The 18,556-nt window shown below is 68.5% G+C and carries 13 protein-coding genes and 2 riboswitches; of the genes, 4 read left to right on the top strand and 9 right to left on the bottom strand.

The window, feature by feature from the left end; genetic code table 11:
• Positions 1-168: 168 nt before the first annotated feature.
• From cobO to EV138_RS01035, 7 genes are all read right to left on the bottom strand, one after another.
• The gene (cobO, locus tag EV138_RS01005) at positions 169-783 is read right to left on the bottom strand and encodes a cob(I)yrinic acid a,c-diamide adenosyltransferase (protein ID WP_133976598.1); all 615 of its coding nucleotides are present in this window, start codon (positions 781-783) and stop codon (positions 169-171) included.
• Positions 783-2,867 (bottom strand): magnesium chelatase subunit D family protein, encoded by a 2,085-nt coding sequence (locus EV138_RS01010; protein ID WP_133976599.1) that lies wholly within the window; start codon positions 2,865-2,867, stop codon positions 783-785. Before EV138_RS01010 ends, cobO begins: the two co-directional genes overlap by 1 nt.
• Positions 2,868-3,245: 378 nt before the next feature.
• A riboswitch (cobalamin riboswitch) is annotated at positions 3,246-3,382 on the bottom strand.
• A 538-nt stretch (positions 3,383-3,920) separates the two neighbouring features.
• Positions 3,921-4,682 (bottom strand): 5'/3'-nucleotidase SurE, encoded by a 762-nt coding sequence (surE, locus tag EV138_RS01015; protein ID WP_133976600.1) that lies wholly within the window; start codon positions 4,680-4,682, stop codon positions 3,921-3,923.
• Between the two features lie 43 nt (positions 4,683-4,725).
• A complete protein-coding gene (gene cobN / locus EV138_RS01020) occupies positions 4,726-8,451 on the bottom strand; it encodes a cobaltochelatase subunit CobN (RefSeq protein WP_238157884.1) in 3,726 nt (1,241 codons plus the stop codon).
• A 34-nt stretch (positions 8,452-8,485) separates the two neighbouring features.
• Positions 8,486-8,601: riboswitch (cobalamin riboswitch) on the bottom strand.
• 518 nt (positions 8,602-9,119) lie between these two features.
• Positions 9,120-10,082, bottom strand: coding sequence for a DUF3500 domain-containing protein (locus tag EV138_RS01025; RefSeq protein WP_133976601.1), 963 nt, complete (start codon positions 10,080-10,082; stop codon positions 9,120-9,122).
• Positions 10,073-10,753 carry a histidine phosphatase family protein gene (locus EV138_RS01030; protein WP_202866587.1) on the bottom strand — a complete coding sequence of 227 codons (681 nt, stop codon included), beginning with the start codon at positions 10,751-10,753 and terminating at the stop codon, positions 10,073-10,075. The genes EV138_RS01025 and EV138_RS01030 overlap by 10 nt, the downstream gene beginning before the upstream one ends.
• Positions 10,754-11,689: a cobalamin biosynthesis protein gene (locus EV138_RS01035; RefSeq protein WP_133976602.1), complete on the bottom strand. Its 936-nt coding sequence runs from the start codon at positions 11,687-11,689 to the stop codon at positions 10,754-10,756.
• A gap of 130 nt (positions 11,690-11,819) precedes the next feature.
• Here EV138_RS01035 and EV138_RS01040 point away from each other — a divergent pair, with 130 nt between their 5' ends.
• The 3 genes from EV138_RS01040 to EV138_RS01050 are packed head-to-tail and all read left to right on the top strand — an operon-like array spanning position 11,820 to position 14,553.
• Positions 11,820-12,626 (top strand): serine hydrolase, encoded by an 807-nt coding sequence (locus EV138_RS01040; protein WP_133976603.1) that lies wholly within the window; start codon positions 11,820-11,822, stop codon positions 12,624-12,626.
• Complete coding sequence (locus EV138_RS01045; protein ID WP_133976604.1) at positions 12,623-13,690, top strand: mandelate racemase/muconate lactonizing enzyme family protein; 1,068 nt, start codon at positions 12,623-12,625, stop codon at positions 13,688-13,690. Before EV138_RS01040 ends, EV138_RS01045 begins: the two co-directional genes overlap by 4 nt.
• A complete protein-coding gene (locus EV138_RS01050) occupies positions 13,687-14,553 on the top strand; it encodes a C40 family peptidase (RefSeq protein ID WP_133976605.1) in 867 nt (288 codons plus the stop codon). Before EV138_RS01045 ends, EV138_RS01050 begins: the two co-directional genes overlap by 4 nt.
• 296 nt (positions 14,554-14,849) lie before the next feature.
• Here EV138_RS01050 and EV138_RS01055 read toward each other — a convergent pair whose 3' ends face one another.
• Together EV138_RS01055 and EV138_RS01060 are read right to left on the bottom strand one after the other, a co-directional pair.
• Complete coding sequence (locus tag EV138_RS01055) at positions 14,850-15,881, bottom strand: TerC family protein (protein WP_133976606.1); 1,032 nt, start codon at positions 15,879-15,881, stop codon at positions 14,850-14,852.
• A 252-nt stretch (positions 15,882-16,133) separates the two neighbouring features.
• Complete coding sequence (locus EV138_RS01060) at positions 16,134-16,490, bottom strand: MmcQ/YjbR family DNA-binding protein (protein ID WP_202866588.1); 357 nt, start codon at positions 16,488-16,490, stop codon at positions 16,134-16,136.
• Between the two features lie 151 nt (positions 16,491-16,641).
• Here EV138_RS01060 and EV138_RS01065 point away from each other — a divergent pair, with 151 nt between their 5' ends.
• Positions 16,642-18,507 (top strand): galactose oxidase early set domain-containing protein, encoded by a 1,866-nt coding sequence (locus tag EV138_RS01065; RefSeq protein ID WP_133976607.1) that lies wholly within the window; start codon positions 16,642-16,644, stop codon positions 18,505-18,507.
• The last annotated feature ends 49 nt before the right edge of the window (positions 18,508-18,556 follow it).

Here is an 18,556-nt window from a genome sequence, read left to right on the forward strand (position 1 = left end):
TGAGCCGCGGGAGAGCGCGATCTGCGGGACAGCTGACCTGCAAGCGTCGCCCGGTGCCCGGGCAGCTGAGCTGCGGGAGAGCGCGATCTGCGGGGCAGCTGACACGCGAGCGTCGCCCGGTGCTCGGGCAGCTGAGTTGCGGGAGAGCGCGATCTTCGGGCTGGACGCTCACCACTCGATGCCCTTCTGACCCTTCTGGCCGGCGTCCATCGGGTGCTTCACCTTGGTCATCTCGGTGACGAGATCCGCGGCGTCGAGGAGCCTCTGGTCGGCATTGCGCCCGGTGATCACGACGTACTGGTGACCCGGCCGGTTCGTCAGCGTCTCGACCACCTCGTCGACGTCCACCCAACCCCACTTCATCGGATAGGTGAACTCGTCCAGCACATAGAGATCATGCGTCTCGGCCGCGATCCGGCGCTGGATCTCCCGCCAGCCTTCGAGCGCGTCCGCGGCGTGATCCTCCTCGGAACCGGCCTTGCGCGACCAACTCCACCCTTCGCCCATCTTGTGCCACTCGACCGGCCCGCCCTCACCCGTTGCCTCGTGCAACCGGCCGAGCGCCTTGAACGCGCTCTCCTCGCCGACCTTCCACTTCGCGCTCTTGACGAACTGGAACACCCCGATGTTCCAGCCCTGGTTCCAGCCGCGCAGCGCCATCCCGAACGCCGCGGTCGACTTGCCCTTCATCTCACCGGTGTGCACCATCAGCAACGGCCGGTTCCGGCGCTGGCGGGTGGTCAGACCGTCCTGCGGTACGACACTCGGTTGTCCCTGCGGCATCAGGCGGCGCTCCTCGTGGTGACGGCTCGAACAAGGTTGCCTGCGGCAACTTCACCCAGATCCAGATACTCGGCGCCGAGGACGCCGGCGAGCTCGGCAGCCAGCCCGAGCCGTACGCCGCGACGCGGTTCGCAGTCCACCACGACGCTGGCGATCCCCTGCATCGCCAGCCAGCCGGCCGCCTGCTTGGCTTTGTCGAAAGCGCTCTCTCCGTGAGTCGCCCGACCATCCGTCACGAGCACCAGCAACGGCCGGCGCCGAGGATCACGGATCGCCGCGATCCGCAGTACGTCGGCCGCTTGCAGCAGCCCTTCGGCGAGCGGGGTTCGACCGCCGGTCGGCAACGATTCGAGCCGCCGTACCGCGGTCTCGACGCTACCCGTCGGCGGCAGAGCCACCGTGGCGGTCGCACCGGCAAAGGTCACCAGACCAACCTTGTCGCGCCGCTGATACGCATCCAGCAACAACGAAACAATCGCGGTCTTCACCTCACCCATCCGCCTCTTGGTCCCCATCGACCCGGACGCATCGACACAGAAGAGCACAAGATTCCCCTCCCGCCCTTCCCGCACAGCCAACCGAATGTCGCTCCCCCGCACAACAAGCCCCGGCCGCCAAGACCGCGCACCTGAGGGGGTGGGCTTGGTTGGCGTGTCGGCGGTGCGGCGGGTGTGTTGGTGGGGGGCGGCTGCGCGGATGGTGGCGAGGAGGTGCGGGCGGCCCGGCTCGCGGCCGACTCGGGCACGGTCGCCTACGACGCGACCGACCTCGGTGATCGCGCGGGACCGGCGACCGGCGACGCCGGCTCCTGCTGCTTGGACGCTGAGCAAGCGAGCCTTGTAGGGCTCGGAACTGGCTGCCACCTGACCAGTCGGCGCAGGGCCCGGGAGAGCGCTCTCTGGGTTCTCTCGGGCAGTCTGGTCCGAGGAGGCCTCCTGGTCCGAGGATGCGTCGTGCTGCGGGGATGCGTCGTCGTGCTCTGGGGGTGCGTCGCCTTCCTCTCCCCCATCGCTGTTGTCCGGGCCACCACCGTCCGGACCACCACCCGGGTTGTCCGGGCCGCCGTCGGGATCGTCGTCGGGGTCCGGTTCGGGTGGGGTGCTGTCTTTGATCGCCTGGTCGAGTTGCTCGTCGTCCAGGCCGGGCGCGTCGAACGGGTTGCGGCGTTTGCGGTGCGGGAGAGCGAGCTTGGCCGCCGCTCGTACGTCCTCCACCTCGACCACAGTGCGCCCTGACCAGGCGGCGTGGGCGACCGCGGTACGGGCTGTGACGAGGTCTGCGCGCATGCCGTCGACGTCGAAGGACGCGCAGATCTCGGCGATCTGACGGAGTGCGGCGTCCGTCAGGATCACCTCCGGCAGCAGGCTCTGCGCTTTCACGATCCGCTCGGCGAGTTCGCGTTGGGCGTCGGCGAACTTGGCGACGTACGCCGCCGGGCCGGCCTCGTAGCTCAGCCGCGCCCGCATCACCTCGACGCGAACGGCCGGGTCCCGGCTCGCGACGACATCGACCGTCAGGCCGAATCGGTCGAGAAGCTGAGGGCGGAGCTCGCCTTCCTCGGGGTTCATGGTGCCGACGAGCACGAAGCGCGCCGGGTGGGTGACGGAGACACCGTCCCGCTCGACTGTCGCGCGACCCATCGCTGCGGCATCGAGGAGTACGTCGACCAGGTGGTCGTGCAGCAGGTTGACCTCGTCGACGTACAGGAGTCCGCGATGTGCAGCGGCCAGCAGACCCGGCTCGTACGCCGTGACGCCTTCGGAGAGCGCTCGCTCGAGATGCAGCGAGCCGAGTACGCGGTCTTCGGTCGCTCCGACCGGTAGCTCGACCAATCGCGCGGATCGCAGGGAGCGCTCTCTCCCGTTCTCGCCGGCGATCTCGTGGGGACCGTCGGGGCAGTCGGAGGAGGGGTGGTTCGGGTCACAGGAGAAGCGGCAGGACGGGATCACCTCGATAGCGGGGAGGATCTCAGTGAGGGCGCGAACAGCGGTGGACTTCGCCGTACCCTTCTCGCCCCGGATCAGTACTCCACCGATCGCCGGCGAAACCGCCGCAAGAATCAAGGCGAGCTGCAGCTCTTCCATCCCCACAACAGCGGTGAACGGAAAGCCGTCCGACAGCGCACCGCGAGGCGCGGACCCCTCCGACAGAGAGCCGCGAGGCGCGGACTCTCCCGCCGGAGCGCCCTGCGGTGAGGGGGCCTGCGACAGCGCGCCGCGAGGTACGGATCCTTCCGCCGGAGCGCCCTGCGGTGAGGGGGCCTGCGGCAGCGCGCCGCGAGGCGCGGATCCTTCCGCCGGAGCGCCCTGCGGTGAGGGGGCCTGCGGCAGCGCGCCGTCGGGCTCGGGCGCGGGGGTGGGGGCAGGCTGAGAATTGGGTGGAGCTGGCCGCATCAGCGGTGTTCCCTTCGTCCTGCGGGTGTCCACGCCCGCCTCGGCACCTGGCACGCCCGGAACGCGGAGAGCGCTCCCTGGCGGACGGCGGGAGATGTCCTGGCTTCCGGGTTCGCACCCGGTCACAGTGGCGGGACCGCCCCGGACTCCGGCTCCTTCAGAGCCGTCACCGGTGTTCCTCTCCAACCGTCCCGGCGATCATTCCACACCACCTGGCATCGCTCACCGCCCGGAGACCAACCTCACCCGGCACCCTCCCGGGAACCGAACCAGCAGCCTCTCGGGGAACTGGACTAGCAGCCTCCCAGGAACCCGGACCAGCGGGCTCCGGGAACCCGGACGCGCGGGCTCCCGGGAACGCGGCCTAGCGGGCTCTCGGGCTCGCGGGAACCGGACTAGCAGGCTCCCGGAACCCGCCTAGGAACCCGCCTAGCGGGCTCGCGGAACCCAGACTGGCGGGCTTGCGGGAACGCGGGCTCGCGGGCTCCCGGGAACGCGGGCTCACGGGCTCACGGAACCTTGCCTGGCGGGCTCGCGGACTCACGGGCTCGCGGAACCTGGCCTGGCGCGCTCGCGGGAACGCGGCCTCGCGGGCTCGCGGGCTCGCGGGCTCGCGGGCTCCCGGGCTCACGGGCTCACGGGAACCGGACTAGCGGGCTCCCGGGAACGCGGGCCTGGCAGGCTCGCGGAACCCGGACTGGCGGGCTCGCGGGAACCGGGCTGGCGGGATGTCGGGGGCGCGGGCTAGTCGAGGTGCTTGCTGAGGTGTTCGGCTGGGCTGGTGTCTGGGAGGGCCTGGACGCCGGTGATCGAGGTGACGGTTACATAGCCCTCGGTCAGTAGTGCCTCGTCGGATTCGGGGTCCTGGGACGGATCCGGGTCGCGCAGGATCATGATCGGCTCGCCGGTGGGCGCCACGCCGGCCTTGAGGCGACTGGGGTTCACCGGTGCCAGGCGGGCGCTTCGGACGCCTCGCAGGTCGGTCTTCGGGACGTCCGGAACGTTGATGTTGAGGACCGTGCCGACCGGTTCGTCGCGGAGCCAGTCGATCAGCTCGGCGGCGATGTCCGCCGCGACCTCCAGGTGCCGCGGGTCCTCGGAGCCGATGCTGATCGCCAGCCCCGACACCCCTTGGGTCGCGCCGGTGAGCGCTGCGCCGACCGTGCCCGAGTGCAGGATCGCGCCGAAGTTGTAGCCGTGGTTGATCCCTGACACGACCAGCTCCGGCGACTTGCCGAACGCGCCGAGGCGGGCCATCGTGACAGCGAGCGCCGGCGTGCCGTCGACCCCGATGTAGGTGATCCCGTCGTCGTCCTCCGAGGCGGTCGTGATCGGCCGGTTGACCCAGCCGGCCCGCGCCGTACCGACGCCGCTCTGGTCCGTCAGCGGCGCCACCACCAGCACCTCGTGACCGGCCGAGGCGACGGCGCGCGCCAAAGCCCGGATCCCCCGAGCCTGGTAGCCGTCGTCGTTGGTGATCAGGACTCGCAACTGCTCAGAAGCCATGTCATTACCCAATCACACGACCGGACCGCCCCCGGATGGTGTCTCAGCCGCGATCCTCGATGTCACCTTCTGTTTCCAGGACGGCCGTGCGCAGGGTTTCCAGAGCCTCGTCGGTGGGTTCCGACCACAGACCGCGCTGAGCCGCCTCGAGCAGCCGTTCGGCGATACCGTGCCGGGCCCACGGGTTCGACTTGCGGAAGAACTCGGCGATCTCCGGATTCGCGACGTACTCCTTGGTCAGCGTCTCGTACATCCAGTCGTCCACGACGCCCGCGGTCGCGTCGTACCCGAACAGGTAGTCCACTGTCGCGGCCATCTCGAAGGCGCCCTTGTACCCGTGCCGTTGCATCGCCGCCATCCAGCGCGGGTTCACCACGCGCGCCCGGAAGACCCGCTTGGTCTCCTCCTCGAGCGTCCGCGTCTTCACCTGAGCCGGTACGGCGGAGTCGCCGATGTACGCCTTCGGGTTCGACCCGGTCAGGTGGCGCACCATCGCGACCATGCCACCGTGGTACTGGAAGTAGTCGTCCGAGTCCATGATGTCGTGTTCGCGGGTGTCCGCGTTCTTCGCCGCTACCTGGATCCGCGCGTAGGCGCGCTCCATCGACGGCCGGGCCTCCGCGCCGTCGAGGTCCTTGCCGTACGCGTACCCGCCCCAGACGGCGTAGACCTCGGCGAGCTCGGCGTCGGTCCGCCAGTTCCGGGCGTCGACGAGTGGCAGCAGCCCCGCACCGTACGAGCCGGGCTTGGAACCGAAGACCCGGGCCGTCGACGACCGCAAGTCATTGCCCTCGGCAACATCAGCCTGGACGTGCGCGCGAAGGTAGTTGTCGCTGGCATCTTCTTCCAGCGCGGCGACCGTCCGAACGGCTTCGTCCAGCAGCGAAACCACGTGCGGGAAGGCGTCCCGGAAGAACCCCGAGATCCGGATCGTCACGTCGACCCGCGGCCGACCGAGCTCATCCAGAGGGACAACTTCGAAGCCGGTGACGCGGCGGGACGCCTCGTCCCAGACCGGGCGGCAGCCGAGGAGCCAGAGCACCTCGGCCAGGTCGTCGCCTTGAGTGCGCATCGCGGAGGTGCCCCACACGGTCAGGCCGACCGATCGCGGCCACTCCCCCGTCTCGGCCCGGTGTCGAGCGAGCAGCGAGTCGGCCAGCGCGACGCCGACGTCCCACGCGTTGCGGCTCGGGATGGCCTTCGGGTCGACCGCGTAGAAGTTGCGGCCGGTCGGCAGGACGTTCACCAGACCGCGGGTCGGCGAGCCGGACGGGCCGGCTTCGACGAAGCGGCCGGCCAGTGCACGCAGTACGTTGGTCAGCTCGTCGCCGGTCCGGGCCAGTCGCGGCACGACCTCGGTGGCGGCGAAGGTCAGCGAGGCGGTGACGCCGTCGGACGCGCGGCCGAGAACCTCGTCGACGACGACCGGCACCTTGGCCGCATCCCAGCCGAGCGTTTCCATACCCAGCACGAGTTTGCGCGCGACGGACTCCAGCAGGTCCACACCGTCGGCACCACTGATGGCCGGCAGATCGGCGAGCGTCGCCAGTTCCGCGAGCTCCGGCACGACCTGTCCTGGGTCGGCGAGCATCGCGGCCTCGTCGACACCGAACGTGTCACCCAAGGCAGCACGCAGACCCCGAACCGCGCCCGCCTTGCCGCCCCACATCTGCTGCGCACGCAGTACTGCGAGGACCAGGTTGACGCGGGCCTCGCCGACGGGACCGCCACCGAGGATGTGCAGCCCGTCGCGGATCTGGACGTCCTTGATCTCGCACAGATACCCGTCGAGGTGCAGGACGAACTCGTCGAACTCCTCGTCCTCCGGCTTCTCGGACGTGTGCAGATCGTGGTGCAGTTGGGCCGCCTGGATCAACGTCCAGATCTGCGTCCGCAGCGTCGGCACCTTGTCCGGGTCGAGCGCGGAGACGGTCGCGTACTCGTCGAGCAGATACTCGAGCTTGGCCATGTCGCCGTACGTCTCGGCGCGCGCCATCGGCGGTACGAGGTGGTCCACGATCACCGCATGCCCGCGCCGCTTCGCCTGCGTCCCCTCCCCCGGGTCGTTGACGATGAACGGGTACACGAGCGGCAGGTTGCCCAGTACGGCGTCCGGCGCGCAGTCGGCCGCCATACCGATTCCCTTGCCAGGCAGCCATTCCAGCGTGCCGTGCTTGCCCAGGTGCACAACGGCGTGCGCGCCGAAGCCGCCGTCTTCCGGCGATGCTTCGAGCCACCGGTACGCCGCGAGGTAGTGGTGAGACGGCGCCATGTCCGGGTCGTGGTAGATCGCGACCGGGTTCTCCCCGAATCCGCGCGGCGGCTGGATCATCAGTACGACGTTGCCGAACCGCAGGGCAGCCAAGGCGATCGCCGGCTCCGGGCCCGACTGGTCGACGTACAGGCTTCCCGGCGCCTCGCCCCACGCCTGGGTCATTGCCGTCTGCAACGATTCCGGTACCGCGCCGAACCACTTCGCGTAGGTGGACAGCGGGATCTTGGCGACCGCGCTCGACAACTGCTCGTCGGTGAGCCAGTCGACGTCGTGCCCACCGGCCGCGATCAGCCGGTGGATCAGGCCGTCCGCACCGTCGGCGCCTTGCAGTTCGTCGAGGTTGAGGTCCGGTCCGAGGTCGTAGCCGGCCTCCTGGAGCCGACCGAGCAGGACGACAGCGGAGGCGGGTGTGTCGAGGCCGACCGCGTTGCCGATCCGGGCATGCTTGGTCGGGTACGACGAGAGGACGAGCGCGAGCTTCTTGTCCTTCGGCTCCACGTGGCGAAGCTTCGCCTGGGCGGTGGCGATTCCGGCGAGCCGCGCGCAGCGCTCGAGATCCGGCGCGTAGCTGGCGATCCCCTCGGCGTCGTACGCCTTGAACGAGAACGGAATCGTGATGAGCCGGCCGTCGAACTCGGGGATCGCGACCTGGGTCGCGGCGTCCAACGGACTGATCGCGGCGTCGCTCTCAAGCCACTGCTCCCGGGTCGAGGTCAGCGCGAGGCCCTGGATCAGCGGGATGTCGAGCGAGGCGAGCGCGCCCGCGTCCCACGAGTCGTCGCCACCAGCGCTTGCGTTCGCGGCGACCGTGCCACCGGCGGCGAGCAGGGTGGTGACGAGCACGTCTGCTTGGCTGAGCAGCCCGAAGAGTTCGGCGTTCTCCGTGCTGCTCGGGTCCAGGCCGCGCAGCGTGCCGCAGTACACGGGAAGTGCTTGTGCACCGGCGTTCTCGATGGCGTCGGCGAGCGCGTCGACGAAGGCGGTGTTGCCGGAGATCTCGTGCGCTCGGTAGTAGACGATGCCGACGACAGGGCGGTCGTCTTTCTGGAAAGTGCGGCCGGCGCGTACGCCGTACGTGGGAAGCGCGTACGGCGGGTCGAAGGCGTCGCCGGTGAGTAGCAAGGTGTCGCGGAGGAAGCCGGCGAGGTTGGTGAGGTTCTTCGAGCCACCTTCGCGTAGGTACGCGAGTGCCTCGGTGACGGCTCCGGCGGGAACCGTTGAGAGTGACATCAGCTCGGCGTCGGGAGCAGCCTCGCCGGACAGCACGACGGTGGGGATGCCGGCGGAGATGACGGCGTCGAGACCCTCCTCCCAGGCGCGGCGACCGCCGAGGAGGCGGACCACTACGACCTCGACGCCGTCAAGCATTTCCGGCAGCTCCGCCAGGTCGACCCGGGCGGGATTGGCGACCTTCCAGCCTGCGCCGGCCTGAGAGGCGGCGAGCAGGTCGGTGTCGGCGGTTGAAAGCAGCAACAGGTTCGCGTTCGCGGGCAAGCGCGGCCGGTCCTTCCTCGGGGTGTCCACGCCCCAGGTGGCAGGTACGACGGCAGCAGTTCCTGACTCCCACGAGAACGTGGTCACAGTGGCGGGACCGCCCCGGACTCACACCGGGTTCCTGCACCAACCGTCGCTAACACGAAGACTCTAGCCGACTCGGGTTGGTGGGTACGCCGGAGTAGGCCCACGTCACGCTCACGCTCGCTCCTGCGTCGCTCGCTGAGGGTTCCTCCCACCCGCCCTGCGGTCGCGGGCTCCTCCCTCGCTCGCTCAGATGAAGGCGGCCTGGTGCCGTGCGAGCCTCGTCGGCAGGCGACTCCGGAGGACCCGCGCCACGCCAGCGCTTGCTCCTGCGTCGCTTGCTAGGCGTTGCTCCCACCCACCCGGGGTCATGGGCTCCTTCGTCGCTCGCTCAAGAGCGCGTGCTGCTCAGGCAGCCGGTCTCGATCGCCGCCCGACGGCTAGACGAACGCGGATCGCCAGAGCGAGCGCACGCGTGACCGGGACCGGGACCGCTGGAGTTGCCTTCGGATCGGGTTCGCGCGCCACCACGCGGCTTTCATTTGAGCGGGCGACGAAGGAGCCCGCGACCCGGGTGGGTGGGAGGAGCGCCCAGTGAGCGACGCAGGAGCGAGCGCAGGCGCGACGTGGGCTCTCTCACCTACCTATGACCTGTGCGACGCGTAGTGCTCCGCCAGGAGGTCTTTGCCCCAGTCGTTGTGGAGGTCGCGCCAGACCGAGTGGATGTGGTTGGCGTCGTTCTGGGTGTTGTCGTATTCGGCCAGGAAGGTGGGGCCGGCGATCGAGTAGTAGTGGCCGACGCCGGGTTCGGAGCCGCCTCCCCAGGAGAAGGTGAGGCGTTCGATGCCGTTGTCGGTGATGTCCTTCCAGGTGCGCTGGCCGATCACGTCGGCCGCGCGTCCGACGTACTGGCCGATGAGGCGGCTGAAGAGCGTCTGCTGCGCAGCGTCCATGTCGCCGTACGCCAGCCCGCGCCGCAGTACGCCGGGATCCGCGACCGGGTCGTACCGGGTCAGGATGTCGTCCGGTGCCTTCTCCGAGAAGACAGCGACCGTACGCTGGCCCGGCTCCAGCGCGTGCAGCAGCTCGAAGCCGAGGTCCTGCTCGGCCGGGAGCGCCCGGAAGCCCTTGTGCGGGCCCGATTCGACCACCGCCGGCTCGGCGCCGAAGAACTGCGGAGTGAACGCGACCACGTCGTCGACAACGGTCACGTGCACCGCGAGGTGGTGCCCGTTGATCCGCCAGGCCCACGGACTGTCGCCGCCAGGGTCGCCGAGGATGCGGAGGTAGTACCGCTGCTCCGACCCGATGTCCACCGCAGAACCAGGCTCGGCCTGCGCCAGCCCACGCCGTACGGCTTCGGTGAAGAGCACGGACTGCGTATCGCCGTACCCGCGCTCACTGCACCCGATCTCGAGCAGCCGCATCGCCAGCGCGCGCTGGGCGACGTCCAGCTCCCCCAGTGTCACACCGGGCCGTTCACCGGGTAGATAGGTCCAGATCTGGTGGTCTGGAGTGTCGAAGGGCACCGTGATGCGCGCGCGCAGCTCCGGTGAGAGCGCGGCCAGCAGTTCCAGTGCGGCCGCGCGGGTCTGTTCTACAACCATGCCGATCGCTCCCGTTCCGTCGGTTCGTACTCGGTCCATTGTTCGAACGGCCGGTCCAGCTTGTACCGGAAATCCGGCTGGCGCAGCAGGACGCGCGTCTCGGCGTTGCCCGGATTGCGCAGCGTCTCGAAGAACTTCACCGACCAGTGGAACCAGCGCATGCAGAACAGCCGCATCGTGAGCCCGTGCGACACCAGCAGCACGTTGCGCGGCGAGTCGGCCGTCTCGAAGTCGCGGTGCATGGTCTCCAGGAAGCTCGACACCCGGTCGTACACGTCCGAGCCGGACTCCCCGTGGGTGAACCGGTAGAAGAAGTGCCCGTACGAATCGCGCAGCACCTGCTGTCGCTCGATGTCCTCGCTGTCCTGGTAGTTCGCCCAGTCCTGTTCGCGCAGCCGCGGCTCTTCGCGGGCGAGCCCGATCAGGTCGTCGAGGCCGAGCGCGTCGAGGGTCTGCAGGGCTCGCAGGTACGGCGAGACGTAGACCCGTACCGGCTCGTTCTCGAACACCTCGCGCAGCCGCCGCCCGGTCTCCGCGCACTGCTGTACGCCGTTCGCGGTCAGCGGGATCGCGTGGTCGGGCACCCGTTCGAAGATCGATTTGTCCAGATTCGCCTCGGACTCCCCGTGCCGCATCAACGCGATCCGCAGCGGCCGCTGACTCAAATGCACCTAGTCCTCCACCTGGCTCGACCTTCGGGGGCGTAGCGCCAGAATCGCCGCGGTGACCGCCGCCGCGTAGCCGACTCGCCGCGCCAACGCCGCCGTACGCCGGATGTCCGGCACCGTCGGCGGTAGGCCGTCACCGAGTGAGCCGCGATCCTCCACCTCGTCGCCGTAGGTGTTCGTCCCACCCAGCCGCAGGTCGAGCGCCCCTGCGAACGCCGCCTCGACCGGGCCCGCATTCGGACTCGGATGCTTCGGCGCATCCCGGCGCCACACCCGCCACGTCTCCCCCGGTCTCCCGGCGGCGAATCCGGTGAGCACGGCACAAGCTCGCGACGGAAGCAGATTGAGTACGTCGTCCAGCCGCGCCGCGCACCAGCCGAAGTTGCGATAGCGCGCCGACTTGTAGCCGACCATCGCGTCCAGCGTGTTCGCCGCGCGATAACCGATCAGGCCGGGAATTCCGAAGACGCCGCCCCACAACAGAGGCGCCACACAGGCGTCGGAAGTGTTCTCCGCGACCGACTCGACCGTCGCCCGGGCGAGCTCGTCGGCCTCCAGATCGGTGGCATCACGGCTGCACAGATAGCCGAGTCGAACGCGAGCAGCAGCGATCTCCTTCTTTTCGAGATACCCGGCCATCACTTCGGCTTCTCGCTCCAGGCTCCGACCACCGAGCACGGCCCAGGTCGCCGCCGCGGTCAGCACGGTCCTCGCGACCGGCCGATCACGGACCAGGCGCTCGGCGAACACACCAGCGGCTGCGACCGAGCCGACCAGGAGCCCCGCGTACGCCGTACCGGCAGCTCGCGAGTCGGCGTACAGACTCTTCTCGGCCCGGCCGGCCAGTTGACCGAAGCCGGCGACGGGGTGGAACCGGCGGGGGTCCCCGAGGAGACGATCGGCGGCGAATCCGAGTAGGAGACCGGCAGTTCTGGACACCCGGCGAGTCTGCCAGGTCCACTACCTCTACTTGCCGCAGCCTGGGACATCACAGGGCTGGTGGATTGCCGCTTGCCATCTTGTGGAATGGTAACCGTCAAGGGGCGGGGCATGTGGAAAGGTTACGACCATGGGAATCGCGGAGCTGCTCGACGGCGTCGCCGGAAGTGGTGAGTTCGGGGTGTGGCTGGGCCGGCTCGACGGCGTACCGGTGTTCCAGCACGGAGCGGAACGGACGCATTACTCCGCGAGCACGATGAAGCTGCCGGTCGCGATGGCGATGCTGCGGAAGGTCGACGCCGGCGAACTGGCGCTGGATCAGCCGGTCACCGTGCACAACGACTTCGCGTCGGCGGCCGGCGGCCGGTTCGGCGTGAATCCGGCCGAGGACGAGGCGCCGGCGACCTGGACCAAGCTGGGCGAGCAGGTGCCGCTCGGCTGGCTCGCGACCGAGATGATCACGAGGTCGAGCAACCTGGCGACCGACCTCGTGCTCGAACTGGTCGGGATCGACGCGGCCAACGCGGTGCTGGCGGAGTACGGGTCGGGGCTGAGCGCGATCCGGCGTGGGATCGATGACGCGGCCGCCCAGGCGGCGGGTATCAGCAACGAGATGAGCGCGGCGGATCTGGCCGCGGTACTGGTTGCAGTGGGCAACGATCCGGCAGCTGGCTACGTGCGCGACCTGCTGGCGGCGAACACCTGGAACGGCGAGATCCCGGCCGGCGTACCGGCCGGCACGCGGGTCGAGCACAAGAACGGCTGGGACACCCGGATCCGGCACGACGGCGGGGTCGTCCGGCCCGACGACGCGGAGCCCTTCGTACTGACCATGTGCACGACGTCCGAACTGCCGGACACTGAGGCGCAGAAGCTGATCGCCGCGGTGGCCGCGGAAGCTTGGGAACACCGGCACGACCTGGAGACTGTGCGATGAAGATTTCCACCCACCTGGTGTCGGCGCCGCTGCACACCCCTTTCGTCACCGCGCTTCGGACCGCGACGCACGCGGACTCGCTGCTGGTGTCGATCAGCGACGGCTCGGAGACAGGCTGGGGCGAGGCGCCGCAGGTCTGGAAGGTGACCGGCGAATCGCTCGCCGGTGCGCAGGCGTGCGTCGAAGGCCCGATCGCGGGCGCCTTGAACGGGCTCGAACCGGACGACCTGACCGAAGCACTCCGCCGGGTGCAAGGTGCTGCCGTCGGGAACTTCGGGGCCAAGGCGGCAGTCGATGTCGCGCTGCACGACCTGGCCGCGCGCCGCCGGGGGCAGACGCTGCACGGTTTCCTCGGCTCCACGGTCTCCTCGGTGCGGACGGACGTGACGCTGTCGGCCGGCGACGCGGATGCACTCGTTGCCGCTGGACGCGCCCGGATCGCCGACGGGTTCGACGTACTGAAGGTGAAGGTCGGCACCGGCGACGCCGCGGCCGACTTCGAACGCGTCCGCCGGATTCGTGAGGCGATCGGTCCGGAGCCGCGGTTGCGACTGGACGCGAACCAGGGTTGGACCCGGCGCGACGCCGTCACCGCGATCCGCGCGATGGAGGATGCGGGCTGCGCGATCGAGTTGGTCGAGCAGCCGGTCCCCGCCGCCGATCTGGAGGGGATGGCGTGGATCACCGACCGGGTCAGTACGCCGATCCTCGCCGACGAGTCCGTGTACGGCGTACGCGACCTGGTCGCCGTCATCCGGCACGGCGCCGCGGACCTGGTGAACGTGAAGCTGGCCAAGTGCGGCGGTCTCGGGCCCGCCCGGACACTGCTCGAACTCGCCCGCGAACACGGTCTCGGCTCGATCGTGGGCTCGATGATGGAAAGCCACGTCGGCGTCGGCGCTGCTACGGCGCTGGTGGCGGCGTACCCGACAACCTTGGTGAACGACCTCGATGCGGCCTGGTGGCTGAAGGAGTCTCCTGTGATGGGTGGGATCCGGTATGAAGGTTCGACGATCCAACTGCCTACGGGCGTTGGGCTCGGCGTGACAGGCTTGAACTCATGAAGCTAGTTGCCGCCAAGGTCCCGGTCAGCACCGTCTGGACCTCACCCGACGCGCCACGCGACGTCGATGCACCCGCGGTCGCCGCGTCCCCGGACGTGGCCGGATGGGCGAAGTCCATGGACACCGAGACGCGCCTCGGGCTGCACGGGCGAACCCTGACCCAGTTGCTGTACGGCGAGCCGGTGGTGGTCCGCTCCGAGCGCCAGGGCTGGTCCGAGATCCTCGCGCCGTGGCAGCCGTCGTCGAGCGACGAGCTCGGGTATCCGGGCTGGATCCCATCGAGTCACCTCGGTGAGCTGCCCTCGAGCGCGACGGCGCCCGTGGCGGTCGCCGTACCGTCCGTAGCGCTGACGGCTGAGCCTGGGTCGGGGCATTTGCTCGACCTGTCTTTTGCGACTGTGCTGGCTTCCGTGGATCACTCCGATGGGTTCACTCGTGTTGCCCTGCCGGACGGTGGTCAGGGCTGGATTGCCGACTCGGCGCTGCGCTCAGTGGAGGCGCCGGCTACGGCTGAGGATCGGATTCGGCTGGGGTCGCAGTTCTTGGGGCTCGAGTACCTGTGGGGCGGCACTTCGTCGTACGGGCTGGACTGCTCGGGTCTGGTGCATACAGTGAGCCGCGTTCTCGGCCAGCGAGTCCCCCGCGACGCGCATGACCAGGCCGACACGCTCGAGTCGATTCCGGTCGAAGAAGCCAGGCCTGGTGACCTGTACTTCTTCGCCCGCCCCGGCAAACAGGTCCACCACGTCGGCTTCGTCTCCGCCGAAGGCATGCTCCACGCCTCAGAAACCGGCAAACTCCTGGAGAACGAACCCCTCCTCCCCGCCCGCCTCGAAACCCTCGTCGCCGCCGGCCGCCTCTGACCCCCGTACGCCGACCCGCTCCGCGCCTCCTCCTTCGACCGCTCGACCCACCCCCGCCCGGGTCGCCGCTCCTACGTCGCGGCTCTGTCGATGGCCAGCGTGAACTGTCGCCTGGCGTGTCTGGCGGGCGGGTGTGCTGATTACCGGCGGGCCGTGCTCTGCGCACCCAGTCGAGTGTCGCTGTCACCGACGAGGCGCGGAGCTGCCCCGCCTCCCCGGTCCCATTGGTATCGCGAGGCTCTATACGTCGAACCGCCCCGGAGTTTGGGCTCCGGGGCGGTTCGACGTGTTGTTCGTCAGGACTTGTTCGAGTCTGTCTGGTCGACGGGCTTGGGGGCCGCTTCTGCCTCGGCTTCCGCGGTGATGGTGCGGGACTTGTGGAGGCTGAGGAGGGTGGTGATGCCCAGGGTGACGATGATGAAGCCGAGGGAGAACCAGATCGGGATCTCGGGGGCCCAGGTGATGTGGTGGCCGCCGTTGATGAACGGGAGTTCGTTTTCGTGCATGGCGTGCAGGACCAGCTTGACGCCGATGAAGGCGAGCACCACCGACAGGCCGAGTGACAGGTAGACGAGGCGGCGGAGCAGGTCGCCGAGCAGGAAGTACAGCTGGCGCAGGCCCATCAGGGCGAAGACGTTGGCGGCGAAGACCAGGAACGGCTCCTGGGTCAGGCCGTAGATCGCCGGGATCGAGTCGAGCGCGAACAGCAGGTCCGTCGTACCGAGCGCGATGATCACGATCATCATCGGGGTGACCAGGCGCTTGCCGTTCTTGCGGACGGTGAGCTTGACGCCGTTGTACTCGTCGGTGGCGTTCAGCCGCTTCTTCGCGAACCGGATGACCGCGTTCTCCTTGTAGTCCTCGTCGTCGTTCTCACCCTGCTTGGCGAGGTGGATCGCGGTGTAGACCAGGAACGCGCCGAACAGGTAGAAGACCCAGGAGAACTCGTTGATCGCGGCCGCGCCGACCGCGATGAAGATACCGCGGAAGAACAGCGCCAGGATGATGCCGACCAGCAGCGCCGTCTGCTGGTACTTCCTCGGCACCTGGAACCTGGCCATGATGATCAAGAAGATGAACAGGTTGTCCACGCTCAGGCTGTACTCCGTCAGCCAGCCGGCGAAGAACTCCCCGGCGTACTCGCCGCCGGAGAAGAACCAGACGCCGAGGCCGAAGATCACCGCGAGCGAGACGTAGAAGATGATCGCCCGGGCCGATTCCTTCGTGGAAGGTTCGTGCGGGCGGCGGCCGATGACGAAGACGTCGAAGGCCAGCAGGGCGAGCAACAGCCCTACGGTGATGTACCAAACGTAGTCGGCGACGTGCACAGAAACCTCCGGAGCTCAGACGAAAATCGGACTCCGAAGGTCTCTTCCGCCGGGCCCGATCAGTCGGGCCTGGCCGGCGGCACCGGGCGCGGAGACGAACTCCTTGACCGTGATGACGACACCGCCGCGAAGGAATACTCCCCTTCAACAGCCCCTATTCTCGCTGGTCGGTGTCCGAGTTTCCAAATCGAGGACGCCGGTTCCGCCTGTCGGGATGCTCACGCGCAGTACGGGAATGCGCTACCTGACACGTCAGCTTGCCGCCGACGGCCGCCTCGACTTGGGCAGCTTGGCGACGATGATCTCGTACGACGTATCGACCAGCTCCAGGATCTCGTCGTCCGGTACGGCGCCACCCAGCTTGACCGTGTTCCAGCCGGAGCGACCGATGTAGGCGCTCTTCACCACGTCGTCGGGGTAGGTGTCGACCAGCTCGTCGGCCTCCTCGCGGTTGTTCCCGCACTTGACGCCGACCGCGGCGCCACCGCCGAGAAACGCGAAGATCTTGTCCCCGACCTTCGCGACCAGGTCCCCCTCCCACGGCTCGTCCTGCCAGGCGCCCGGCTTCGCCAAGCAGTACTCCAGCAACTCCGCCCCGGTCAGTCTCATCCCGCTCCCCTCTCGTCCGGCCGCCCTGGCCGCTGCACTGAAGGCGACCGTCTCCGCACAATAGCCCAGACCGCCACGCAACTTAATCCGGGCTTTTCGCATCGTGCTTGATAGCCGAATCTCGGCGAAAGCCCGATCTGGGGGGACCTCAATGAAACAAAGGAATGGCTCGCGCACGCGCAAAACAGGGCAGCTGACCGCATTTGTCGCCGTTTTCACCCTGTTCATTTCCCTGATCAATGCAGCGACGGCGGACTCCGCGCCGTTGATTGCTCCGCCACTCCTGCGACCGGCAGCCGCGACGACGAACGGCGTCACCTGCAACACGGTTTCGGCCGGCGAACTCGGCGCCTGTATCAGCCGGATGCTGACCGACCCGAACGGTGCCTATTCGCCGGAACACGTCTACACGGCCGCCGAGAAGCAGCCGGTGTACGCGCCCAGGCAGGCAGCGGGAGTCACGGCAGCCGACGTCGGCTCCTGGTCCGTCGTCGGCGACTGCACGGTCGACGGCTACAAGATCAATCCGATCCATGCGAGCCTGACCAGAACCGGCAAAGTCCTGATGACCGCCGGATCGGGGTACAACAAGAGTTTCTTCGACCAGAAGATCTTCAAAACCTGGCTCTGGGACCCGGCCACGCCGGGCACCTGTCCGCGAGAAATCCCGATGCCGAACATCGACCTGTTCTGCTCGGGCCACTCACATCTGCCCGACGGTCGCGTACTGTTCTTCGGCGGCACCGGCCACTATGCCACCAGCGATCTCTATTACACCGGAATTCGCCAGACCTATGCATTCGACGACGTCACCGAGAAGTTCACCTCCGCCGGCCTGATGAACGTCGCCCGCTGGTATCCGAACGGACCGGTCAACGCCGTCGGCAATCCGATCGTCGTCAGCGGCCTGGACGCCGCCGGCAAGGTCACTTCCACCAACGAGACCTACAACTCCACCACGAACACCTGGAGCAAACTGCCGGGCACCCGGATCTTCCCCCTGTACGCCGGAATGGTGCTCCGCAAGAACGGGACACTCTGCTACTCCGGCACCAACATGGGCGGCAAGGCCGGCGCCTCCCCCGGATGCTGGAACTGGACGAACAACGCCTGGTACCCGATCCCCGGTCTGCTCTACCCCGACTGCCGCGATCAAGCCAGCACCCTGCTGCTCTATCCGGCGCAGACGCAGAAGTTCATGGTGATCGGCGGCGGCTGCCCGACCGGTCTCACCGGCACCACGGCGACCGTCGATCTGAACGCCGCGACGCACAAGTTCGCCAACGGCCCGTACCTCGGTTTCGCGGCGATGCACAGTTGCGCCACCGTCCTGCCCGACAAGTCCGCGTTCGTTGCCGGCGGCGCCGATCACAACACCAGGCCCGTACTGCGTGCCGCCCGGCTGCCCGTCGGCGCGACCGCGTGGCAGCAAGTCGCCAGCCCGACCGTGCCCCGGATGTACCACAGTTCGTGCATGCTGCTCCTCGACGGATCAGTCGTCACCATGGGAACTACTGCGATGCAGGGCTCGGTGGAGTCGCGGCTCGAGGTCTACAAGCCGTGGTACATGCAAGCAGGAGTCACCCGGCCGACGATCACCAGCGTGGCGCCCACTATGAAACTCGGCGGCTCCTACTCGGTGACCTTCGCCGGCCCCGCCTCCGTGACCGGCGCCATGTTGCAACGACTCACGTCGGTGACGCATTCGTCCGACCCGAACCAGCGCGCCGTCGACGTGCCGGTGACAGCAACGACCAACTGGAACCTGAAGACCCTCAAGATCGACGCGAACAGAGGCCTCATCCCACCCGGCCTCTACATGCTCTCGCTCCGCGACTGGCGGAACATCCCGTCGAAGTCGCTCGTGGTCCGCATCGTCGAGAACACAACAGCTACCGCCGCCGGCTCCACACCCACCGCGAGCGCACTGCCCGCAACTGGAGGAGCTCCAGCCGCAGGACCAGTGCCGCCCGCCTCAGCAGCCTGCTGCTGCACCTGCGGAGCTGGTTGCTGCTAGCAACAGCCGCAGGACGCTACGGGAGCTGCTCACAGCAGCTCCCGTAGCA

This window comes from Kribbella voronezhensis, from assembly GCF_004365175.1.
In the GTDB taxonomy this organism is placed as follows: domain Bacteria; phylum Actinomycetota; class Actinomycetes; order Propionibacteriales; family Kribbellaceae; genus Kribbella; species Kribbella voronezhensis.

Coding starts and splice junctions, on each gene's coding strand:
- cobO (WP_133976598.1), bottom strand. CDS start 783: ATGCCGCAGGGACAACCGAGTGTCGTACCGCAGGACGGTCTGACCACC.
- EV138_RS01010 (WP_133976599.1), bottom strand. CDS start 2,867: ATGGAAGAGCTGCAGCTCGCCTTGATTCTTGCGGCGGTTTCGCCGGCG.
- surE (WP_133976600.1), bottom strand. CDS start 4,682: ATGGCTTCTGAGCAGTTGCGAGTCCTGATCACCAACGACGACGGCTAC.
- EV138_RS01025 (WP_133976601.1), bottom strand. CDS start 10,082: ATGGTTGTAGAACAGACCCGCGCGGCCGCACTGGAACTGCTGGCCGCG.
- EV138_RS01040 (WP_133976603.1), top strand. CDS start 11,820: ATGGGAATCGCGGAGCTGCTCGACGGCGTCGCCGGAAGTGGTGAGTTC.
- EV138_RS01045 (WP_133976604.1), top strand. CDS start 12,623: ATGAAGATTTCCACCCACCTGGTGTCGGCGCCGCTGCACACCCCTTTC.
- EV138_RS01050 (WP_133976605.1), top strand. CDS start 13,687: ATGAAGCTAGTTGCCGCCAAGGTCCCGGTCAGCACCGTCTGGACCTCA.
- EV138_RS01060 (WP_202866588.1), bottom strand. CDS start 16,490: ATGAGACTGACCGGGGCGGAGTTGCTGGAGTACTGCTTGGCGAAGCCG.
- EV138_RS01065 (WP_133976607.1), top strand. CDS start 16,642: ATGAAACAAAGGAATGGCTCGCGCACGCGCAAAACAGGGCAGCTGACC.